The sequence below is a fragment of the Bibersteinia trehalosi genome, assembly GCF_004346205.1.
GTDB lineage: Bacteria > Pseudomonadota > Gammaproteobacteria > Enterobacterales > Pasteurellaceae > Bibersteinia > Bibersteinia trehalosi.
In genome coordinates this window covers 279,841-300,560 of sequence record NZ_SMAM01000002.1, presented here as the reverse complement: position 1 = coordinate 300,560, position 20,720 = coordinate 279,841, and the positions used below count along the sequence as shown (strand labels likewise).

The following is a 20,720-nucleotide window of genomic DNA, read 5'->3' as shown; positions in this document are numbered from 1 at the left end:
AATGAATTTCATTGCCCATTTTTTATATGTATGTTGGTTATCTGCCCATTTGTTTTTCGCGGATTTCAGCAAGAGTCTTGCAATCTACGCAAAGTTCTGCTGTTGGGCGAGCTTCTAGGCGTTTTAAGCCAATCTCAATCCCACAGGTATCGCAATAGCCATAATCGCCAGAATCTAACTTAATTAATGTTTGTTCAATGCGTTTTAGTAATTTACGTTCACGATCTCGGTTACGTAACTCTAAACTGAATTCTTCTTCTTGGGTTGCTCGGTCAGCAGGGTCGGCAAAGTTGGTCACATCATCTTGCATTTGTGCTTTAGTGCGCTGTGCTTCTTCCATAATTTGCGCATGCCACGCTTTTAGAATTTTACGGAAATGCTCAATTTGAGCATCGCTCATATAATCTTCATCTTTACTTGGTTGATAAGGTGTGACACCTGCAATTGCTAATAAACTGAGAGAAGTAGGCTGTGCCGCAGACATTTTTGCTCCTGTTGTTTTCATCGTATTTCTAGCCTGTTAAGAATAAAGGCTCTATTTTTAGGGGTAATTCAAAAGCGCGTATAAATAGCAGAAGTTTTATGATTTGGCAAATAAAATTTAGTAAGCTACTGATTTTTTGCTGGTGAAATCAGCAGTTTTTTCCACAGGCTTGATGCTTTTTAACGCAATTGAACCATTCTCTTGCTGTTACAGCGCATATTTGCATAAAAAAAACTAATCTGAACCGATAATTTATATCGGTTATTTACGTTTGAAAATATGAGCCAGATCACATTTTTCTTTGTTTTTCCTCGCTATCATATAAATAGATTTTAAATCTCTACTTAGGAGGACATGTTATGCAAGACTATCGTATTGAAGTTGATTTATTAGGTGAACGTAAAGTACCAAACGATGTTTATTGGGGCATCCACACATTACGTGCGATTGAGAATTTTAACATTTCTAAGAATGTCATTTCAGATGTGCCTGAGTTTGTCCGTGGTATGGTTATGGTTAAAAAAGCGACCGCGTTAGCAAATGGTGAACTTGGGGCAATTCCGAAAAAAATTGCTAAAGCAATTGTACAGGCATGTGATGAAGTATTGGTAAATGGACGCTGTATGGATCAGTTCCCATCAGATATTTATCAAGGCGGAGCAGGAACATCTGTCAATATGAATACTAACGAGGTTATTGCTAACCTAGCATTAGAAATTCTAGGCCATAAAAAAGGTGAATACAGCGTTCTTGATCCTATGGATCACGTCAATGCAAGCCAATCTACTAACGATGCTTATCCAACAGGATTTCGCATTGCCGTATACAATAGTGTGATGCACTTAATTTCAAAAATTTTATATTTGCAACAAAGTTTTGAAAATAAAGCAAATGAATTTGCTAATGTGCTGAAAATGGGGCGTACCCAATTGCAAGATGCGGTACCTATGACTGTTGGGCAAGAGTTTAAAGCTTTTTCAGTTCTATTAGATGAGGAAGTACGTAATTTAAAACGCACAGCAGAGTTGCTGCTTGAAGTAAACTTAGGTGCTACAGCAATTGGTACCGGGCTAAATACGCCTGAAGGCTATGCGCCTTTAGCGGTAAAATACCTCTCTGAAGTGACTCAATTACCTTGTACTCTAGCTGGCAACTTAATTGAAGCAACCTCCGACTGTGGCGCTTATGTTATGGTGCATGGTGCATTAAAACGCACTGCGGTTAAGTTATCTAAAGTGTGTAACGATTTACGTTTACTCTCTTCTGGGCCACGAGCAGGCTTAAATGAGATCAACCTACCAGAATTACAAGCGGGTTCTTCAATTATGCCAGCAAAAGTAAACCCTGTAGTTCCAGAAGTTGTGAACCAAGTATGCTTTAAAGTAATGGGGAATGATATTACTGTCACAATGGCAGCAGAAGCGGGGCAATTACAATTAAATGTGATGGAGCCTGTGATTGGGCAAGCAATGTTTGAAAGTATTGATATTCTTGCCAATGCATGTGTGAACTTACGTGATAAATGTATTGATGGCATTACCGTAAATAAAGAGATTTGTGAAAACTTTGTCTTCAACTCTATTGGTATTGTGACCTACCTCAATCCATTTATTGGTCACCATGAAGGTGATATCGTTGGTAAAATCTGTGCAACAACAGGCAAGGGCGTGCGTGAAGTCGTGTTAGAACGAGGTTTATTAACAAAAGAGCAGCTAGATGATATTCTTTCCGTTGAAAACCTAATGCACCCAACTTATAAAGCCAAACGTTTTGAAGAGGAATAAAAGCCTTGGGGTTAAAAGCCAGATCTATGATCTGGCTTTTGTTTTACGTTATTCTTGTGGTATGGCGACATTATGTTCTTGGAATAGTGCTTTTGCCGCCAATTTAAGCTGAAGATTTAAATTGAGATAGAATTTTTCATAAGCATAGCGATAAGTGCTATTAATCATTTTTTCGATCATCTCCGCTTTATCAGGAGAGGCTGCTAGTCGTTGTTGTTTTTGCTTCATGATCTTACAAGCGGTCAAAATGTCTTGAAATCCTGCAAAATTATCTTTTTTCAAGGTGCTACTTTGCGCGTTTCTACGGTAAAGATAAATATAGTTTGGAAAATACAGCACTTTTACTTCATGCATCAGGAAACAGTCGATCATAAAAAGGTTATCTTCAGAAATACTGACTCTTTCATCAAAATAGATCTGATGTTGGCGCAGAAACTCAGTACGGTAAAAACCAAGCCAACAACAAGTAAAGCCACAGCTTTCCTGCATTGCTCTAAAATATTGTGCTCCATTAATAGAGGCTGCAGGGTAAGTCGTGTTGAGCGATTCTGGCTTTCGTTGATATCCTATCGTGTTGTCTAACTCTTGTTCAACGACCAAGCCTCTTAAAATATCACAAGCACTCATGTCACAAAAGCGAATCAAACCATAATAGTGTGTATAGATAATACGATCATCTGCATCGACAAATTGGATATAACGACCTTTAGCCTGTTTGATACCCTGATTTCGCGCACTTGAAACACCTTGATGAGCTTGCTGGATAATTCGTATTTCGGCGTGTAGCTTTGCGTAAGCTTCTGCAATCTCGAGTGAATTATCACTAGAGCCATCATCAATAATGATAATTTCTTTGTCCACGTCAGTTGCTAAAATACTATTTAAACAAGAAGTGAGAAAAGGTTCTGCATTATAAACAGGAATAATAAAGGAGATATCGCAATTGTTTGCGATTAGAGTTGCTTCAGCCATTTTGAGAAAATAAGAAAAATATATATTGATTATACCAATTGAGGGAAATATAAAATCCCCCTTGCGGGGGATATATTTTACCAACCTTTTACAATTCCACCTGGGAAGTGTTTTAATGCTTCTTGATAAACTTCGTCTGTTTGGAAAGCTTTTACGTAATCTTGGATTAACGGATTGTCTTTATTGTCTTCGCGAGAAACAATTAAGTTTACGTAAGGAGAATCTTTGGCTTCCACGATAATGCCATCTTTTTCTGGATTTAAACCCGCTTGCCCTGCATAGTTATTATTGATAATAGCAAGATCCACATCATCTAATGCTCGGGTGAGGAGTGCGGTATCAATTTGAGTTATCGACACGTTTTTCGGATTTTCAACAATATCTAATTCAGTTGAATAAAGATTTGTTGGATCTTTTAATTTGATTACGCCATTAGCCTGTAACAATAAAAGAGAACGACCTACGGTGCTTAACTCATTTGAAATAGCGATTTTAGCATTTTCAGGTAGTGCTGCGATATTTTGAATTTTCTTGGAGTAAGCCGCGATTGGAAAGACAAAGGTATTGCCTTGAATCACAAATTTGTAGCCACGTTCTTGCATTTCACGCTCTAAGAATGGGCCAGATTGGAAAGCATTAATGTCCAAATCACCTGCATTGAGCGCAATATTAGGCTGAGTATATTCGTTAAACTCGACTAATTTTACTTCGAGATTGTATTTTTCTTTCGCAATACGGGCTGCAACTTCATTTACTTGTGCTTCAGGGCCTTGCATTACGCCAACAACTAATTTGCGTACGTCTTGCTGAGTTGCATTTGCTTTTTGTTCTTCTTTACAGCCGGTTAATGCTAAGGCTGAAAGTAAAGCGATGCTGAGAATTTTTTTGAAGTTCATTTCACGTTCCTTGTTTTTTGTATTAAAAATAGCGGTCTTTTTTTCAAAAATTTTGCAAAATTCTAAAAAAACTAGACCGCTTGATACTCGATAAATGTGATTACCAGCCTTTCACTACACCATCTTTAAAGTGTTTTTGCGCTTCTTGGAACACTTCTTCAGTTTGGTAGGCTTTGACAAAGTTTTGTACGGCTTCGCTATCTTTATTGTTATCACGAGCTACAATGATGTTCACATATGGAGAATCTTTATCTTCTACAAAAACACCATCATTAGCACTTAAACCGACTTGACCTGCATAAGTATTGTTTACCACTGCTAAATCCACATCATCTAATGCACGAGCGGCAACAGAGGTATCCACTTCTTGGATTTTGATGTTTTTTGGATTTTCAACAATATCTAATGAAGTAGAGAAGAGGTTAGTATTGTCTTTTAATTTGATTAAACCTTGTTTTTCTAACAAGATTAATGCACGCGCAAGATTGCTTGGATCATTTGGTACTGCAACTGTTGCGCCATCCGCTAATTCACTGACGTTTTTGATTTTTTTCGAATAACCCGCTAATGGATAAACGAAAGTATTACCTACGAGCACAAGATTTTTTAAGCCTTTAGCATCGCTATCTTTATCTAAATACGGCTTGTGTTGGAATGCATTTGCATCTAAATCACCATTGCTGGTGGCGGTGTTTGGCAATGCGTAGTCATTGAATAAAACAAATTCAACGTCTAAACCATATTTTTCTTTAGCAATAATGGCCGCAACTTCAGCCACGCTATGTTCAGGCCCTGCCATTACCCCTACTTTGATTTTTTGTGTTACTGCTGGTGCAGCAGGTGCTGCTTCTGCTTTTTTCTCTTCTTTGCAGCCTGTTAAAGCAAGCGCTGAAACAATGGCTAAGCCTAGTAATTTTTTGAAACTCATAAACAGTCCTCTTAAGAGTGGATTTATATTAACGGTGATCATTGCGATCGGCGATTTTGTTACCGTATTTTTCCGATAACATCACGAGTGCAACAATAATAATCGTTGCCACCCATTTTACGGCTTCCATATTACGATGGACACCGTAAGAAATTGCAGTATTTCCTAAGCCGCCTCCGCCTTGTGTACCAGCCATAGCTGAATAGCCAATTACACCGACTAAGGTGAGTGTGATTGCTTTAATGAGCGCGGTTTTAGCCTCTGGTAAGTAGAATTTGGTAATGACTTGCCAATTTGTTGCGCCCATAGCTTTAGCAGCTTCAGTCAGCCCTTTTGGCGTTTCTGATAGCGCATTGGCTGTTAAACGTGCAAAAAATGGCAATGCGGATGCGCTTAATGGAATAATTGATGCGGTTGTACCAATAGTTGTGCCAACCAGTGCACGGGTAGTATCCATTAATAATAATAAGAGAATAATAAATGGAATAGAGCGTCCTACATTAATGAAAATATTCAAAATGCGGTTGAGTAATTTATTTTCTAAAATCTCCCCCTTTTCGGTAATAAAGGTCAATACGCCTAGGGGCAGACCAAATAATACCGCGAAAGCAGTAGCGACAAGGCTCATATAGATGGTTTCGTAAGTTGAACGCCCAAGCAATTCCCAAATTGTTGGGGTTAGCTGGGTATTAATTGCGTTGATGATACTATCCAACATAGCCAAGTACCTCCACTTTGACATTATTATCAATTAAGTAAAAACGAGCTTCATCGATTTTTTCTGCTTCGCCCTCAACTTCTGCAACCACAAAACCGAATTTTACGCCACCAGCGTAGTCAATTTGTGACATCAAAATACTGAAATCAATACCAAATTTTTTAGAGGCATGTGACAGTAATGGCGCATCAACTGAGTTGCCGGTAAACTCAAATTTGATGATCGGTTTACTATTTGCTGTTGGCGAATTTGAAAGTTGCTCGGTATATTCTTCAGGTAATTCAAAATGGAAAGTTGATTGAATAAATTCTTGAGCCAATTCAGTTTTTGGATTAGCAAAAATTTCACTTACGGTGCCTGTTTCGACTAAACGACCTTTATCAATGACAGCAACGCGATCACAGATTTTTTTTACCACATCCATTTCATGGGTAATCAACAAAATGGTTAAACCAAGACGCTTATTGATCTCTTTGAGCAATTGTAAAATAGATTTAGTCGTTGCAGGGTCTAATGCACTGGTAGCTTCATCGCATAATAATACTTGTGGATCGCTTGCTAACGCGCGGGCGATTGCCACGCGCTGCTTTTGTCCGCCAGAAAGGTTACTTGGATAAGCAAGATGTTTATCAGCAAGACCGACCAATTCCAATAGCTCAGTAACCTTCTTCTTGATTTTATCTTTGGGCTCATTGCTGAGTTCTAATGGCAATGCGACATTGTCAAAGACAGTGCGTGAAGAGAGTAAATTAAAATGCTGGAAAATCATTGCGATTTGGCGGCGAGCGACAATTAATTCTTTTTCGCTGAGCGTAGTTAAATCCTGCCCATTAACAATCACTTGCCCAATAGTTGGACGCTCTAGCAGATTTACACAGCGAATAAGGGTGCTCTTACCTGCACCAGATGAACCGATAACCCCATAAATTGTGCCTTGGGGAACGGTTAAATTAACATTATCTAGGGCTGTGATTTTTTGCCCTTTGACCTCAAATTGTTTGCTGATCTGTTTCAGCTCAATCATAAATTATTATCCGTACTATTTTAGAAAATTAGCATAGCATTCTAGACGTCTAGAACTCTATGTCAAGTGTAGGTAAAAACTTTTTTATGCAGAAAAGGAATACGGAATAAATTTTTGATGATAAGAAAGCAAGCGGTAGCTTTTTGCCGATTTTTTACAAAAATAAAAAGGACTAAGTCCTGTGGCGTACAGAACTCAGTCCTTGAATTAAATGAATCTAACTTTTTGGGGTCAGATCATTATTGCGTCCTTAAGATAGCAAGATAAATTATTTACTTCCGAGTTGCGGCACAACACCATTTGTCGCAGAAATTAAGCCCGTGTTGGTATAAACGCCTAATTTCTCACGAGTATCTTTGATGTCTAGGTTACGCATGGTGAGCTGACCGATACGATCTGCTGGGGTAAACGGTGCATCTTCCACTTTTTCCATACTTAAACGTTCCGCTTCGTAGGTTAAGTTTGGTGATTCAGTGTTGATGATAGAGTAGTCATTACCACGACGTAATTCAAGCGTTACAGTACCCGTGATCGCTTTTGCCACCCAGCGTTGAGCGGTTTCACGCAACATGAGTGCTTGTGGGTCAAACCAACGACCTTGATAGAGTAAACGACCTAAACGTAAACCGTTGATACGATATTGCTCAATGGTATCTTCGTTGTGAATGCCAGTTACTAAACGTTCGTAAGCGATATGTAATAACGCCATTCCCGGTGCTTCATAAATCCCACGAGATTTTGCTTCAATGATACGGTTTTCAATTTGGTCGGTCATACCTAAACCGTGTCTGCCGCCAATACGGTTCGCTTCTAAAATCAGCTCAACGGCATCATCAAAGCGTTTACCATTTAACGCAACAGGCACACCTTCTTCAAAGGTTACCGTAACGGTTTCAGGTTTGATTTCAATAGATTGATCCCAGAATGCCACGCCCATAATTGGTTTAACGATGTGCATCGTGGTGCTTAATTCTTCTAAATCTTTGGCTTCGTGAGTTGCACCAAGCATATTTGAATCGGTTGAGTACGCTTTTTCTACTGACATTTTGTAGTCAAAACCGTTTTCAATTAAGAATTGCGACATTTCAAAACGTCCGCCAAGCTCGTCAATAAAGACTTGGTCTAACCACGGTTTGTAGATTTTTAATTTTGGATTGGTTAATAAGCCGTAGCGGTAGAAACGTTCAATATCATTACCTTTGAAGGTTGAACCATCGCCCCAAATGTTTACATCATCTTCTTTCATTGCAGCCACAAGCATGGTGCCAGTTACTGCACGACCAAGCGGGGTTGTGTTGAAATATGGCATACCGCCAGTGGTAATGTGGAATGCACCACATTGAATGGCTGCGATCCCTTCGTGAGCTAATTGCTGGCGACAATCAATTAAACGGGCATTTTCTGCACCATATTGCATCGCTTTTTTAGGAATTGCATTGTAATCATCTTCATCTGGCTGACCTAAATTAGCCGTATAAGCATAAGGTACCGCACCTTTTTTACGCATCCATAATAACGCAGCGGAAGTATCTAAACCGCCAGAGAATGCAATACCGACTTTTTGACCTTGTGGGAGAGTTTCAAGAATTGTGGCTGACATATTTTTTCCTATTATTGAATAATCATTGCAGAGACATAACGCGATAGGCGTACAAGCTAGGCATTCTAGCTTAAATCAAGCAACTTTTCATCTGAAAAATAATGGAATGCTTGGGCTTTAATGATTAGAATGCTGATCATTTTGCGACTAAATAGGAATTTCTATAATGACCAAAAAATTGCTTGTTATTCGAAATGATAAAATCGGCGATTTCATGCTCTGTTTCCCCGCCTTCGCGATGCTTAAGCAATCCGCGCCAGACTTAGAAATTACGGCACTTGTCCCCCAATATACGGCTGAACTTGCTAAACTTTGCCCTTCAATTGATCATATTATCATTGATAATAAAGATGAGCAGACTTTACAAGCGGTTAAAAACGGTGGATTTTCTGCAAGTATCACTTTTGTCTCTGATTGGTATAACGCTAAACTCACTTGGCAAAGTGGAATTAAATATCGCTTAGCCCCTGCAACAAAACTATTTCAGTTTCTCTACAATCAACGTCTAACTCAGCGCCGTTCTCGTTCTGAAAAGGCGGAATTTGAATACAATTTAGAATTGGCACGTCGTTTCTTATCCGATCACGCTTATGCAGTGGTTGAGCCGAAAGAGCCTTATCTTGCCTTTTCGTCTGAGCAAATCGCAAAAAAACGGACGGAATTGAGCGCTTGTTTAGGGCTTGATGAATGCAAGAAATGGCTATTTGTGCATAGTGGTACAGGTGGATCAGCGACTAATTTATCGTTAGCGCAATATGCGCAATTAGTGCAAGGTATTCGGGCAGAAGTGGATTGCCAAGTAATTTTGACGGCAGGAAGCTTAAATGAGGCAGAGAATGCAACAAAGCTTGCAGAAATGATAGCCTTACCTAATGTAGCTATTTATGCTAAAAATAATGGCTTAGGGGATTTTGCTCTGGCTTTAGCCTGTGCGGATCTTTTTATTGCAGGCTCAACAGGACCGTTGCACATTTCTGGGGCATTAAATGTGCCAACCGTAGGTTTTTACCCAAGCCGCCTATCGGCAATACCTCGCCGCTGGCGACCGATCAATCAGGCAGACAAACATATTGCCTTTTGTCCGCCAACGGGTAAAGCAACGGAGAAGAATCTAACCCTGATTGATATTAGCCTTGCTTTGCGTGAGATTGTGCCATTTGTCGAAAAAATGTGGCGAGCTTAACGGGTTCTATCCCATAAATCGGCATATTTCACGAAAGTGGAGTGTGCCGATAAAATAGCGAGTAACAAGCCTTGTTTTCCATCTAAAAAACCCGCCTTTAAAATATACATTTTGAAAAAACAGCTAAGTGCATGGCTGATACCTTGCCCAATTGATGCTTTTTTTCCTTGAGATGCACGTTGCATTGCCCATGCTTTGGCATAACTTGCTGATTTCACCAAATAATGGTGAATATCTTTATAAGTGAAATGCAGTAAATCGCCACTTAATTTTATTACTTTTGTGCCAGCAGGATAATGCACTTTCTCATGCACTAATTCATCGCCATATTTTGCTAATTTCGTTGGGTAAAGGCGCACAACATAATCTGGATACCAACCAGAATGGCGAATTTGTCGCCCAAAAATTTCACTTAAGCGGGCAAGCTGATACACGCTATCTGCTTTATTTTCCTGTACAGCACGTAAAATAGACTGTTTCAATTCTGGCGTTACTCGCTCATCTGCATCCAACCATAGTACATAGTCACTCGTAACATATTGCTGAGCCAATTGGCGTTGTTTGCCAAATCCTTGCCAATCGAGGTTCTCGTAAAATTTTGCCCCATATTCTAGGGCGATTTGTTTGGTGCTATCCGTGCTTCCACTGTCTAAAATGACGATTTCATCTACCCAGTCTTTGACGGTTTCTAAACAGGCTGCGAGATCTTGCGATTCATTTTTGACGATCATCGCTACACTTAAGCTTGGCATAGGCTTTCCTTTGAGTTGAAAATCAAATTTCGGCATTTTAGCACAACCAATTCCGACTTTAAAAACTTTGCAGTTTGTGCTATTTTGAGCACGTTTTTTACTTATTTTTAGAAAGGCAATTCAATGTCCATGACTTTAACCACGAAACAAAGACAATTTTTAAAAGGTTTAGCGCACCACCTGAGTCCTGTTGTGATGCTTGGCGGCAATGGCTTAACGGAAGGCGTGCTAGCTGAAATAGAGAATGCGCTAAATCATCATGAATTAATTAAAGTGAAAATTGCAGGTGCAGATCGCGAGACCAAACAGCTTATTATTCAGGCGATTGTGCGTGAAACCAAAGCCACCGAAGTTCAAACTATCGGGCATATTTTGGTACTATATCGTCAAAGTGAAGAGAAAAAAATCAGCTTACCTAAAGCGACGAAAACAGTTTAATTTGCATTTTTTTTATTAAAAATAACCGCTTGTTTTGCAAGCGGTTTTTTATAGGATTTCTATGTTTCAGCGACTGACTTTTTACACTTTTTTAATGTTACTTGTTCCACTTGCCGCCTGGCTAACAGGTTGGTATTGGGCAGGAGATGCTCATTTTATTCCAACTCTAGATTATCTTCTTTGGTTTATCACTGAAACAGGCTCTGCACCCTACGCGCTAATTCCTTGTGTATTATTAATGCTTTGGCTAATGAAACTTGCCCATAAACGCTATTCTTGGCTTTTGATTGGTGCGGTTTGTGCAGGTTCCGTGATAGGAACTCAAGCGATAAAAAGCGTAGCAAAATTTGGCTTTGCAGAGCCTCGCCCTTATGTGGTGCAAATGATGGGCGAGCAGAACGAGCAATTTTATGAACTTAAACGCCCCCAGCGTGCGGAGCTGGTTTCTGAATATTATAAAGATAGTGCATATCCGTTGATTGTGCAGCACCGTATGAATGAAACGGGCTATTCTTTTCCATCTGGGCATACAATTTTTGCAGTTTCATGGTTATTGGTTTTTGTGGGAATATTGCATGGTATGCATGGTCAAGCGGTTGTATTTGCCAAATATTTTGCAATGGTGTGGGCGTTGTTAATGCTGATTAGTCGCTTACGTTTAGGAATGCATTATCCCATTGATTTATTTGCAAGCACACTAATTGCATGGTTTTTTCATTTGGTACTATTTATTTGGATTGTGCCGATCTTAGAAAATTGGCAGTTTTTTAGGTTAAAAAAGGAATGATGAGATGGCTTACTACTACGGACTAGATATTGGCGGCACCAAAATGGAGCTAGCGGTATTTAATGAAAAATTGGAAAAATTACATACTGAACGAGTGCCAACCCCTCAGACAAGTTATGAGGATTGGTTACAAGCAGTGGAAAATTTAGTGAAAAATGCCGATCAAAAATTTGCAGCAAAAGGTACAGTCGGAATTGGCGTTCCTGGCTTTGTGAATCGTGATAATGGTATTGCTGAAATTACGAATATTCGAGTTGCGGATGGTAAACCGATTGGTAAAGATCTGGAAATGCGTTTAGGGCGAGAAGTGCGGATTGAAAATGATGCCAATTGTTTTGCGCTATCTGAAGCATGGAATAATGAAAATCAGCAGTTTCCGATGGTTTTAGGTTTAATCATTGGCACCGGATTTGGTGGTGGTTTAGTGTTTAATGGCAAAGTCCACTCTGGGCAAATTGGTATGGCGGGCGAAGTTGGCCATATGAAATTAAATTATCACGCACTGAATATACTTGGCTGGGATAAAGCGCCAATCTACGACTGTGGTTGTGGCAATCGAGCTTGTTTAGATACTTATATTTCTGGGCGTGGTTTCGAGTTGCTATATCGTGATTTGGTTGGAGAAAGCCTATCAGCAAAAATGGTGATTGAACGCTTTTACCAACAAGATCCTAAAACAGTGACTTTTGTTGAGAAATACATTGAGCTGATGGCCGTGAGTATTGCTGATCTGGTCACGGTGCTTGATCCTGATATGATTGTCTTTGGCGGTGGGTTATCCAATTTTGATTATATTTACCACGCATTACCTAAAGCGCTACCTCCTTATTTGATGCGCAGTGCAAAAGTACCAGTAATTAAAAAAGCCGTTCATGGTGATTCAGGCGGAGTACGAGGTGCGGCTGCACTCTTTTTGAAATAAGATCGAGGTTTTCATGGTTCAAATAACACCCATATCAGCGTTAAGTGATAATTATATTTGGTTCATTCAAGAACATAACCAAGTGATTATTGTTGATCCCGCTGAAGATCAAAAAGTGCTTGAGGTTCTTAAACAGGCAAATTTAACCCCTGTGGCAATTTTACTGACCCATAATCACAGTGATCACACTGCAGGTGTGGCAGGGATAAAACAGCGCTATCCAGAATTGATAGTATATGGATCTTGTGAAGTCAGCGAGTTTGCCGATCGAATTGTATATGATGGCGATCGCATTGAATTGTTAGGGCATCAATTTGAAGTGTTTGAAACTGCCGGACATACTGCTCATCATATTAGCTATTTAATGGATCTGGAGCATTTATTCTGTGGCGATAGTTTATTTTCTGCCGGTTGTGGCAGAGTATTTACAGGGGATTATCAAGCACAGTTTGCAGCGTTACAACGCTTTAAAAGCTTGCCGGATATTGTGAAAGTTTATGCGGCACATGAATATACGCTAACTAACCTTAAATTTGCCGAAACGGTACTGCCTATCAGCTGTAGTTTTGTGGAATACCAAGAATTAGCGCAAATAAAAAGAGCGCAGGGTAAGCCAACGTTACCGAGCACAATTGGCGTTGAAATGCAGATTAACCCATTCTTAAAATCGGAAAATTTGCAAGAATTTATTCGATTAAGAAAACTACGAGATAATTTCTAGGAGCAGTTAAAACCATTGGGGTATAAATTGAGTTAAATAGTAGCAGCTTGCAAGCGGTGCAAATTTGTAAAATTTTTGCAAAATAGCACCGCTTGGTTTTTTATTGTAACTTTCGTAAAAGCAGCCCTTATGGTATAGTTGCGACTATTTTTATTGAGCATCAACCCCTTATTGAAAGAGAGTTTAACGTGAAGTTTGATCCTGAAAATATGCCGCGACACGTTGCGATTATTATGGACGGCAACGGTAGATGGGCGAAACAGCAAGGCAAATTGCGAGTTTTCGGGCATCAAAATGCGGTGAAAGCGGTTCGTCGAGCGGTAAATTTTGCCGCTAAGCAGGGCATTGAGGTATTAACCTTATACGCTTTTAGCAGCGAAAATTGGCGCCGTCCGGAAAGCGAAGTGTCTGCTTTAATGACACTATTTATGAAGGTGCTAAATTCTGAAGTGAAAAAACTGCACCAAAATAATATTCGTTTGAAAGTTTTAGGCGATATTTCTAAATTCAGCCCAAGTTTACAAGAAAAAATTCAAGCTTCAGAAGCATTGACAGCAGAAAATCGTGGTTTGACTTTGAATATTGCTGCGAATTACGGCGGTTACTGGGATATTACTCAAGCAGCACAAAAATTAGCCATGAGTGTGCAGGCGGGAGAATTAGTCGTAAATGAAATTACACCAGAGCGATTGCAAAATGCATTAGTGACAGGCTCGCAGCCACAAGTTGATTTGCTAATTCGCACCAGTGGAGAACAGCGGATTAGTAATTTTCTACTTTGGCAAATTGCTTATGCAGAACTGTTTTTTACCCCTGTATTGTGGCCAGATTTTGATGAAGAAACCTTTAGCGAGGCAATTGCTGCATTTCAAGGGCGTGAACGTCGTTTCGGTGGTTGCTAATTAAGGAAAAGAATATGCTAAAAGAACGAATTTTATCAGCTATCGTGATGATTTTAGTGGTCGTTGGGGCGCTATTTTTACTCTCTCCATTGCCTTTTACGATAGCACTTGCAACATTGATTGTTATTGCAGTGTGGGAATGGGCACAATTTGCTGGTTTTAAACGAGCGATTGCGCGGGCGATAGTGGCCTTTGTTGCGACATGTTTGTTTATTTTTCCTATTATGGCGGCAACTAATCAGATTCAGGCTAGCCGTTTTTTAACCGATGAAACTGCGCCTTTGCTATTTATTGGTGTGATTTGGTGGGTTGTTGCGCTTTTTTTGGTGATAGGTTATCCAAATTCTGCGCGTTTTTGGGCAAAATCGGTAAGTGCTAAATTTATTTTTGCTTTTTGTACCCTAGTGCCTTTCTTTATTGGTACGCTAGCGCTGCGTTTCTATCAATATAATACAGACCAATACCAAGGGCTATATGTCTTGCTATATGTCTTTTTGCTTGTCTGGGGAGCGGATTCAGGGGCTTATTTTGTTGGTAGAGCGTTGGGTACACACAAATTAGCGCCTAATGTTTCTCCAGGAAAATCAATTGAGGGCGCGATAGGTGGTATTTTCTCATCAGCAGTGATCGCTTTACTTTTCTTAAAATTAACCCCTGAAAATGTATTTGGACGCGAACTTGAAATGATTCCGTTTTTAGTCTTATCCGTTTTAACCGTTGCTGTGTCAATTTTAGGTGATTTGACAGAAAGCATGTTCAAGCGCCAAGCAGGAATTAAAGATAGCAGTAATCTTATTCCTGGGCATGGTGGGATTTTAGATCGTATTGATAGCCTAACGGCTGCAGTTCCTGTTTTTGCTACAGGTTTTTTCTTCTTTCTATAAGGAATAATAGTGACTTCATTCCTCGCATTTTTCATTCTCATCTGTGTATTGGTATTTGTCCACGAGTATGGACATTTTTGGGCAGCACGGCGTTGTGGGGTAAAAGTTCTGCGTTTTTCTATCGGTTTTGGTAAAGTACTGTGGCGTAAAACCGATAAGCATGGTACGGAATTTGCTTTTTCTCTGATTCCGCTCGGTGGTTATGTACAGATGTACAATGGGGAACCAGAGTTCCATGCGGCTTCTTCGCAAGCACTCAAAAACAAAAGCCTGTTACAGCGTACTTTTGTGGTGATCGCAGGGCCAGCAGCTAATTTTATTTTCGCTATTTTTGCTTACTGGGCTGTCTTTGTTATTGGGATGCCAACGGTAAAACCAGTGGTTGGAGAGGTATTACCAGAAACAATTGCAGCGAGTGCGGGCTTAACGCCAGAGCTAGAAATTAAGAAAATTGATGGGCAATCTGTGCAAGATTGGGAAGAGGTCACTTTAAGCTTAATTGGCAAAGCAGGGAAGTCTTCAGTAATACTAGAAGCTAACCATGTTGATGAAAATATCACCCAGCAATTTTCGCTTAATTTGAGTCATTGGAATATTGATGGGACGAAAGAAAACCCATTAACTACTTTAGGGGTTCGCCCAAAACGTGCAAGCGTGGAACCTATTATCCATGCTGTAGTCGAACAGTCCGCTGCAGAAAAAGCAGGTTTACAACCCAATGATAAAATTATTACGGTAAATCATCAGCCTATGGATTGGCAATCGTTGGTTGAAACGGTGCAGACAGGTAAGACATTGGAATTAGAATTAGAACGTGACGGACAGCGTTTGAATGTGATGCTACAGCCAATTTTTTCAGCGAAAAATCAGCAGTATCTTATCGGTATTCAACCGACAGTTCAGCCCTTAGCTGCAAAGTATCGAACTGAATTAAAGTATGATATTCTTAGTGCTTTTTGCAAAGCTCTTGAGAAAGTTGCCAGTCTGGTAAAAAACATTATACAGTTTGTGTTTAGCCTAATTACAGGTGATATCTCTTTTAAAAATGTCGGTGGGCCAATTGCGATAGCAAAAGGTGCGGGATTAACCGCAGAAATTGGCTTGATTTACTATCTGAGCTTTATGGCATTAATCAGTGTTAATTTAGGGGTTATGAATTTGTTCCCTATTTTACCATTGGATGGAGGACAGCTCGTTTTATTGGCTGTTGAGGCTATTCAACGTAAGCCATTATCTGAGAAAATTCAGTTAAGGTTTCAGCAAATCGGTGTAGCTTTTGTACTGACTCTGATGGTTTTTGTCTTATTTAATGACTTAATTCATTTCTGATAACAAGCGGTCAGAAATTCAAATAATTTTACAAACTAATAGGATCTTTCAATGAAAAAACTATTACTTTCTACGTTATTAGCAGCGAATGGAGTAGCTTTCGCTGCGCCTTTTGTTGTTCAAGATATTCGTGTTGATGGGGTGCAACCTGCAACAGGCGAAGCAATAATTGCTAATATTCCTGTTAAAGTTGGACAACGTGCTACCGATAATGATGTTGCCAATGTGGTACGCCAATTATTTGTACAGAATTTATTTGATGATGTGCGAGCAACTCGTGAAGGCAATACTTTAGTGATTAAAATTACGGAGCGCCCGATTATCAATAAAGTGGATATCGTCGGTAATTCCGCTATTCCCAAAGATCCTTTAGAGCAAAACTTAAAAGCAAACTTAATTAATAAAGGTGAAGTGTTTGATGCTCAACGCTTATCTGCATTTAAAGAAGCATTATTAGAGCATTATCACTCTATGGGGCGCTACTCTGCGCAAATTGATACTCAAACTGTGCGTAATGAAAATGGTGGAGTTGATATTAAATTAGATATTAAAGAAGGTGATGTTGCTTACGTAAAACGGATTAATATTGAAGGAAATCAAGCGTTTAGTAGCAAAGAATTGATCAAAAGGCTTGATATTCAACCGGATGTTTCTTGGTGGAGCATTTTCCAGAGTAGTAAATTTGAGCAGCCTGCGTATAACCGTGATTTAGAAAATCTACGTGATTTTTATTTAAATCAAGGCTATGCGAAATTTGCTTTAACTGGAACAGATGTGCAGTTTAGCGATGATAAAAAAGAGGTGGATTTAACCTATAAAATTAGCGAAGGTCTTCCGTATCATATCAGCGCAATGCAAGTGGTTGGTAATACTGGGAAATTAGATAAAGAATTGAGTGGCGCATTGAAAGGCTTTGAAGCAGGACAATTATTCCGTAAAAGTGATTTAGTGAAGATAGAAGAAGAACTCAAAGAGATTTTAGGCAGAAATGGCTACGGCGCGGCAAAAGTTGATCTTTACCCAGTATTTGATGATGAAAATAAAACCGTTCGGATTAATTTCGTAGTGGATGCCGGAACACGTATGTACGTGCGTAAAATTCGCTTTGAAGGCAATGATGTAACTGCAGATTCAACGTTACGCCGTGAAATGCGTCAGCAAGAAGGTGCATGGTTATCGACTTCAGCAGCAGCTTTAGGTAAATCTCGTCTAGAGCGTACAGGCTTCTATGAAAGTGTTGATTTAAGCTACCCAGTGGTAGAAGGTACGGATGATCAAGTGGATTTGGTATATAAAATCCGTGAGCGCAATACAGGTAGTATCAGCTTTGGTATTGGTTATGGAACAGAAAGTGGTATTAGCTATCAAGCTGGGATCAAGCAAGATAACTTCTTAGGTATGGGGTCAACGATTAGTCTGAATGGTACACGCAATGACTATGGTACAAGCGTGAGTTTAGGCTATACCGAACCATACTTTACTAAAGATGGCGTAAGCCTTGGTGGAAACGTATTCTATGAAGATTACGACAACTCAAAAAATGACAATGTAGCGAGCTATAAACGTCGTACTTATGGGGTAAATGGAACTTTAGGTTTCCCTGTTGATGAAAATAACTCTTACTACTTAGGGTTGGGTTATACGCACGATACGATTAAAAATGCACGTCGTGAATATAATCGTGAGTTATATGTACGTTCAATGAATTATCCGATTGATGACAATTCAGATTATTACCCAAGAATTAAGGCAAATGACTTCGATTTTTCATTTGGTTGGAACTATAACAGCCTTAACCGTGGTTACTTCCCAACAGAGGGTAGCGTAGCATCCATTGGTGGTCGTGTTACAATTCCTGGCTCTGATAATAAATTCTATAAAATCAGTGCAGATTTCCGTAACTACTATCCATTAAACCGCGAACATAAATGGGTACTGTCCACAAAAGCGGGGGTATCTTATGCAAATGGCTTTGGCGGTAAATTATTACCGTTTTATCAAAATTATAGCTTAGGTGGTATCGGCTCTTTACGAGGCTTTGCTTACGGCGGGGTTGGGCCATTAGCAATTTATCGTGGTGATAATGGTGAATTTACCCATGTAAATGGCGATGTGGTTGGCGGAAATGCGATTGCAACAGCAAGTGTAGAACTTATTGTGCCAACGCCATTTGTGAGTGAAAAATTCCAACATAATGTAAGAACTTCGTTCTTTGTTGATGCTGGTAGCATCTGGAATACGAAATGGAAAAAAGATGTTTACCCAGGTTTAGATAATTACAAAGATTATAAACGTGTGCGAGCATCAGCAGGGATTGCGTTCCAATGGAACTCTCCAATCGGCCCATTGGTATTTTCTTATGCGAAACCGTTTAAGAAATATGAACGAGATGAGCTAGAACAATTTCAGTTTAGCATTGGTGGCTCATTCTAATTCTTGCAAGCGGTGTAATATTCAGGATATTTTGCAAGAATATTTCAAACTCACCGCTTATCTCTTTTATTTATTAAGGATGTTTTATGAAGAAATTATTTAAATTAGCAGCAATTAGTAGTGCATTAGCATTCAGCGTGAATGTCGCTCAAGCAAGCGATAAAATTGGTTTTGTTAATAGTGGTTTTTTAGTGCAAAATCACCCTATTGCGGTGGAAGCAGAGCAAAAATTTGCTGCTTTTATGCAAGAAAATCAATCGAAATTTGAAGCAGAAAGCAAAGCTTTAGCAGAGGAAGAGCAAAGTCTGATTGCAGAGCGCGATAAAATTAATGCAAAAGATCGAGCGTTAGCTGAAGAAGGGCAAAAATTTGAAGCTGAGGTGCAAAAATTCCAAAAAGATCAAACTGCGTTAGAAAGTGCAATCAAATCTAAAATGGCAGAATTAGATAAAAATACGCGTTTATCAACCAAGCAAAAAAATGCAGAGTTAGAAAAAGCGTTAGGCAAGCGCATGAAAGATATCGAAAATCGCGGTAAAGCATTGCAAAAACGCCAAGCAGATTTTGCTAAAAAAGCAGAGCCTTTCCAAAAAGAAGCGGCAGATTTCCAAAAGAAAGGTGAGGCTTTTGAACAAAAAGCTCGAGCTTTCCAAGAGCGTATTGAACAAGCAAATAAAGATGCAGGAGGTTTATCACCTGTAGAAGTACGTCAAAATGTTGCTAAAAGCATTGATAATGCAATTAAAAAAATTGCTAAAGATAAAGGTTATACCATCGTACTTCCATTAGAGGCGTCTGCACCAATTTACCTAGCTGATGAAAAGGCAGATTTAACCGAAGCTGTATTTTTAGAAGTGGGGGGAAAATTACCTTTGGAACAACCGAAAGCTGAAGAGAGTAAAGCAGAAGAAACTAAACCTGAAGAAGCGAAAAAATAATGAAGATATTCCGTTTAGCAGAGCTGGCGGAGCAGATCGGCGGTACTCTTAAGGGTAACGCCGATTTGGCTATTCAAAGCATTAGCGCATTGTCTAATGCAACAGCCCAGCAGATAACTTTTATTTCTAATATTAAATATCGTTCACAGTTGTTTGAAAGCCAAGCTGGGGCGATTATTGTCACTCAAGGCGATGTTGAGTTTTGTCGAGCAGATCAAAATCTCATTATTGTAGATAATCCTTATCTTGCTTATGCGCAATTGGCACAATATATGGATAATACGCCCAAAGCAGCGCATGGCATTGCATCTAGTGCTGTCGTATCTCCTGATGCCAAATTAGGGCAAAACGTTTCGATTGGGGCAAATGCTGTGATTGAAAGCGGTGTGGAAATTGGCGATGATGCAGTAATTGGTGCCGGTTGTTTTATTGGCAAAAACAGTAAAATTGGGGCGAGAACTCAACTTTGGGCAAATGTATCCATTTATCATCACGTACAGATAGGTACAGATTGCTTAATTCAATCATCAGCTGTGATTGGTAGCGACGGTTTTGGTTATGCTAACGATAAAGGTCAGTGGATTAAAATTCCGCAAACAGGTGGTGTTATCATTGGTAATCGAGTTGAAATTGGTGCTTGTACCTGTATTGACCGAGGTGCTTTAGATCCAACGGTGATTGAAGATAATGTCATTATTGATAACCTTTGCCAAATTGCTCACAATGTACATATCGGTTACGGTACAGCAGTAGCTGGTGGCGTGATTATGGCAGGTAGCTTGAAAGTAGGGCGTTTCTGCCAAATTGGGGGCGCAAGTGTAATCAATGGTCATATGGAAATTTGTGATGGCGCAATTATTACCGGTATGGGGATGGTAATGCGTCCAATTACTGAAAAAGGTATCTACTCATCAGGTATCCCATTGCAGCCTAATAAAGAATGGCGCAAAACTGCAGCATTAGTAATGAATATTGATGAAATGAATAAGCGTTTAAAAATGCTTGAAAAACGTTTAAGTGAATAA

At 39.5% G+C, this 20,720-nt stretch carries 20 protein-coding genes; 12 read left to right on the top strand and 8 right to left on the bottom strand.

From position 1 onward, the window contains the following. Nucleotides 1-37: 37 nt before the first annotated feature. Nucleotides 38-484 (bottom strand): RNA polymerase-binding protein DksA, encoded by a 447-nt coding sequence (dksA, locus tag EDC51_RS03340; RefSeq protein ID WP_025266926.1) that lies wholly within the window; start codon nt 482-484, stop codon nt 38-40. Nucleotides 485-843: 359 nt separating this feature from the next. Here dksA and aspA point away from each other — a divergent pair, with 359 nt between their 5' ends. Further along, the gene (gene aspA, locus EDC51_RS03335; protein ID WP_015432890.1) at nt 844-2,268 is read left to right on the top strand and encodes an aspartate ammonia-lyase; all 1,425 of its coding nucleotides are present in this window, start codon (nt 844-846) and stop codon (nt 2,266-2,268) included. A 48-nt stretch (nt 2,269-2,316) separates the two neighbouring features. Here the strand turns inward: aspA and EDC51_RS03330 are convergent, their stop codons facing one another. From EDC51_RS03330 to argG, 6 genes are all read right to left on the bottom strand, one after another. Further along, nucleotides 2,317-3,240 carry a glycosyltransferase gene (locus tag EDC51_RS03330; protein ID WP_131928165.1) on the bottom strand — a complete coding sequence of 308 codons (924 nt, stop codon included), beginning with the start codon at nt 3,238-3,240 and terminating at the stop codon, nt 2,317-2,319. Between the two features lie 77 nt (nt 3,241-3,317). Continuing rightward, the gene (locus EDC51_RS03325; protein ID WP_131928164.1) at nt 3,318-4,136 is read right to left on the bottom strand and encodes a MetQ/NlpA family ABC transporter substrate-binding protein; all 819 of its coding nucleotides are present in this window, start codon (nt 4,134-4,136) and stop codon (nt 3,318-3,320) included. 100 nt (nt 4,137-4,236) lie between these two features. Next, entirely contained in the window at nt 4,237-5,064 is an 828-nt protein-coding gene (locus EDC51_RS03320) for a MetQ/NlpA family lipoprotein (RefSeq protein ID WP_131928163.1), read from the bottom strand. A 28-nt stretch (nt 5,065-5,092) separates the two neighbouring features. Beyond that, nucleotides 5,093-5,782: a methionine ABC transporter permease gene (locus EDC51_RS03315; protein WP_064318927.1), complete on the bottom strand. Its 690-nt coding sequence runs from the start codon at nt 5,780-5,782 to the stop codon at nt 5,093-5,095. Then, entirely contained in the window at nt 5,772-6,806 is a 1,035-nt protein-coding gene (metN, locus tag EDC51_RS03310; protein ID WP_015432885.1) for a methionine ABC transporter ATP-binding protein MetN, read from the bottom strand. Before metN ends, EDC51_RS03315 begins: the two co-directional genes overlap by 11 nt. A 268-nt stretch (nt 6,807-7,074) precedes the next feature. Then, nucleotides 7,075-8,406: an argininosuccinate synthase gene (gene argG, locus EDC51_RS03305; RefSeq protein ID WP_131928162.1), complete on the bottom strand. Its 1,332-nt coding sequence runs from the start codon at nt 8,404-8,406 to the stop codon at nt 7,075-7,077. A gap of 166 nt (nt 8,407-8,572) precedes the next feature. Here argG and EDC51_RS03300 point away from each other — a divergent pair, with 166 nt between their 5' ends. Then, nucleotides 8,573-9,589 carry a glycosyltransferase family 9 protein gene (locus EDC51_RS03300; protein ID WP_025289556.1) on the top strand — a complete coding sequence of 339 codons (1,017 nt, stop codon included), beginning with the start codon at nt 8,573-8,575 and terminating at the stop codon, nt 9,587-9,589. Here EDC51_RS03300 and EDC51_RS03295 read toward each other — a convergent pair. Further along, nucleotides 9,586-10,341, bottom strand: coding sequence for a glycosyltransferase family 2 protein (locus tag EDC51_RS03295; RefSeq protein WP_125134633.1), 756 nt, complete (start codon nt 10,339-10,341; stop codon nt 9,586-9,588). The genes EDC51_RS03300 and EDC51_RS03295 overlap by 4 nt on opposite strands. Before the next feature lie 123 nt (nt 10,342-10,464). Between EDC51_RS03295 and yhbY the strand changes: the two genes are divergently transcribed. From yhbY to lpxD, 10 genes are all read left to right on the top strand, one after another. Then, nucleotides 10,465-10,779: a ribosome assembly RNA-binding protein YhbY gene (gene yhbY, locus EDC51_RS03290; RefSeq protein WP_081601339.1), complete on the top strand. Its 315-nt coding sequence runs from the start codon at nt 10,465-10,467 to the stop codon at nt 10,777-10,779. A 61-nt stretch (nt 10,780-10,840) separates the two neighbouring features. Then, the gene (locus EDC51_RS03285) at nt 10,841-11,566 is read left to right on the top strand and encodes a phosphatase PAP2 family protein (RefSeq protein WP_131928161.1); all 726 of its coding nucleotides are present in this window, start codon (nt 10,841-10,843) and stop codon (nt 11,564-11,566) included. A gap of 4 nt (nt 11,567-11,570) precedes the next feature. Continuing rightward, nucleotides 11,571-12,488 carry an N-acetylglucosamine kinase gene (gene nagK, locus EDC51_RS03280; RefSeq protein ID WP_015432879.1) on the top strand — a complete coding sequence of 306 codons (918 nt, stop codon included), beginning with the start codon at nt 11,571-11,573 and terminating at the stop codon, nt 12,486-12,488. Between the two features lie 13 nt (nt 12,489-12,501). After that, nucleotides 12,502-13,209 (top strand): hydroxyacylglutathione hydrolase, encoded by a 708-nt coding sequence (gene gloB / locus EDC51_RS03275; RefSeq protein ID WP_025289552.1) that lies wholly within the window; start codon nt 12,502-12,504, stop codon nt 13,207-13,209. A gap of 188 nt (nt 13,210-13,397) precedes the next feature. Then, the gene (uppS, locus tag EDC51_RS03270) at nt 13,398-14,111 is read left to right on the top strand and encodes a polyprenyl diphosphate synthase (RefSeq protein ID WP_082892857.1); all 714 of its coding nucleotides are present in this window, start codon (nt 13,398-13,400) and stop codon (nt 14,109-14,111) included. Between the two features lie 14 nt (nt 14,112-14,125). Next, entirely contained in the window at nt 14,126-14,995 is an 870-nt protein-coding gene (locus EDC51_RS03265) for a phosphatidate cytidylyltransferase (protein ID WP_015432875.1), read from the top strand. A gap of 9 nt (nt 14,996-15,004) precedes the next feature. Continuing rightward, on the top strand, nt 15,005-16,324 hold the full coding sequence (rseP, locus tag EDC51_RS03260) for a sigma E protease regulator RseP (protein ID WP_131928160.1): 1,320 nt from the start codon (nt 15,005-15,007) through the stop codon (nt 16,322-16,324). 51 nt (nt 16,325-16,375) lie between these two features. Beyond that, a complete protein-coding gene (gene bamA, locus EDC51_RS03255; protein WP_131928159.1) occupies nt 16,376-18,757 on the top strand; it encodes an outer membrane protein assembly factor BamA in 2,382 nt (793 codons plus the stop codon). 86 nt (nt 18,758-18,843) lie between these two features. Continuing rightward, nucleotides 18,844-19,695 carry an OmpH/Skp family outer membrane protein gene (locus EDC51_RS03250; RefSeq protein WP_131928158.1) on the top strand — a complete coding sequence of 284 codons (852 nt, stop codon included), beginning with the start codon at nt 18,844-18,846 and terminating at the stop codon, nt 19,693-19,695. Continuing rightward, the gene (gene lpxD / locus EDC51_RS03245) at nt 19,695-20,720 is read left to right on the top strand and encodes a UDP-3-O-(3-hydroxymyristoyl)glucosamine N-acyltransferase (protein WP_015432871.1); all 1,026 of its coding nucleotides are present in this window, start codon (nt 19,695-19,697) and stop codon (nt 20,718-20,720) included. The genes EDC51_RS03250 and lpxD overlap by 1 nt, the downstream gene beginning before the upstream one ends.

Excerpts from the sequence above, each read along its gene's own strand:
- dksA (WP_025266926.1), bottom strand. The coding sequence starts at position 484 with ATGTCTGCGGCACAGCCTACTTCTCTCAGTTTATTAGCAATTGCAGGT.
- aspA (WP_015432890.1), top strand. The coding sequence starts at position 844 with ATGCAAGACTATCGTATTGAAGTTGATTTATTAGGTGAACGTAAAGTA.
- EDC51_RS03330 (WP_131928165.1), bottom strand. The coding sequence starts at position 3,240 with ATGGCTGAAGCAACTCTAATCGCAAACAATTGCGATATCTCCTTTATT.
- EDC51_RS03325 (WP_131928164.1), bottom strand. The coding sequence starts at position 4,136 with ATGAACTTCAAAAAAATTCTCAGCATCGCTTTACTTTCAGCCTTAGCA.
- EDC51_RS03320 (WP_131928163.1), bottom strand. The coding sequence starts at position 5,064 with ATGAGTTTCAAAAAATTACTAGGCTTAGCCATTGTTTCAGCGCTTGCT.
- EDC51_RS03315 (WP_064318927.1), bottom strand. The coding sequence starts at position 5,782 with ATGTTGGATAGTATCATCAACGCAATTAATACCCAGCTAACCCCAACA.
- metN (WP_015432885.1), bottom strand. The coding sequence starts at position 6,806 with ATGATTGAGCTGAAACAGATCAGCAAACAATTTGAGGTCAAAGGGCAA.
- argG (WP_131928162.1), bottom strand. The coding sequence starts at position 8,406 with ATGTCAGCCACAATTCTTGAAACTCTCCCACAAGGTCAAAAAGTCGGT.
- EDC51_RS03300 (WP_025289556.1), top strand. The coding sequence starts at position 8,573 with ATGACCAAAAAATTGCTTGTTATTCGAAATGATAAAATCGGCGATTTC.
- EDC51_RS03295 (WP_125134633.1), bottom strand. The coding sequence starts at position 10,341 with ATGCCAAGCTTAAGTGTAGCGATGATCGTCAAAAATGAATCGCAAGAT.
- yhbY (WP_081601339.1), top strand. The coding sequence starts at position 10,465 with ATGTCCATGACTTTAACCACGAAACAAAGACAATTTTTAAAAGGTTTA.
- EDC51_RS03285 (WP_131928161.1), top strand. The coding sequence starts at position 10,841 with ATGTTTCAGCGACTGACTTTTTACACTTTTTTAATGTTACTTGTTCCA.
- nagK (WP_015432879.1), top strand. The coding sequence starts at position 11,571 with ATGGCTTACTACTACGGACTAGATATTGGCGGCACCAAAATGGAGCTA.
- gloB (WP_025289552.1), top strand. The coding sequence starts at position 12,502 with ATGGTTCAAATAACACCCATATCAGCGTTAAGTGATAATTATATTTGG.
- EDC51_RS03265 (WP_015432875.1), top strand. The coding sequence starts at position 14,126 with ATGCTAAAAGAACGAATTTTATCAGCTATCGTGATGATTTTAGTGGTC.
- bamA (WP_131928159.1), top strand. The coding sequence starts at position 16,376 with ATGAAAAAACTATTACTTTCTACGTTATTAGCAGCGAATGGAGTAGCT.
- EDC51_RS03250 (WP_131928158.1), top strand. The coding sequence starts at position 18,844 with ATGAAGAAATTATTTAAATTAGCAGCAATTAGTAGTGCATTAGCATTC.
- lpxD (WP_015432871.1), top strand. The coding sequence starts at position 19,695 with ATGAAGATATTCCGTTTAGCAGAGCTGGCGGAGCAGATCGGCGGTACT.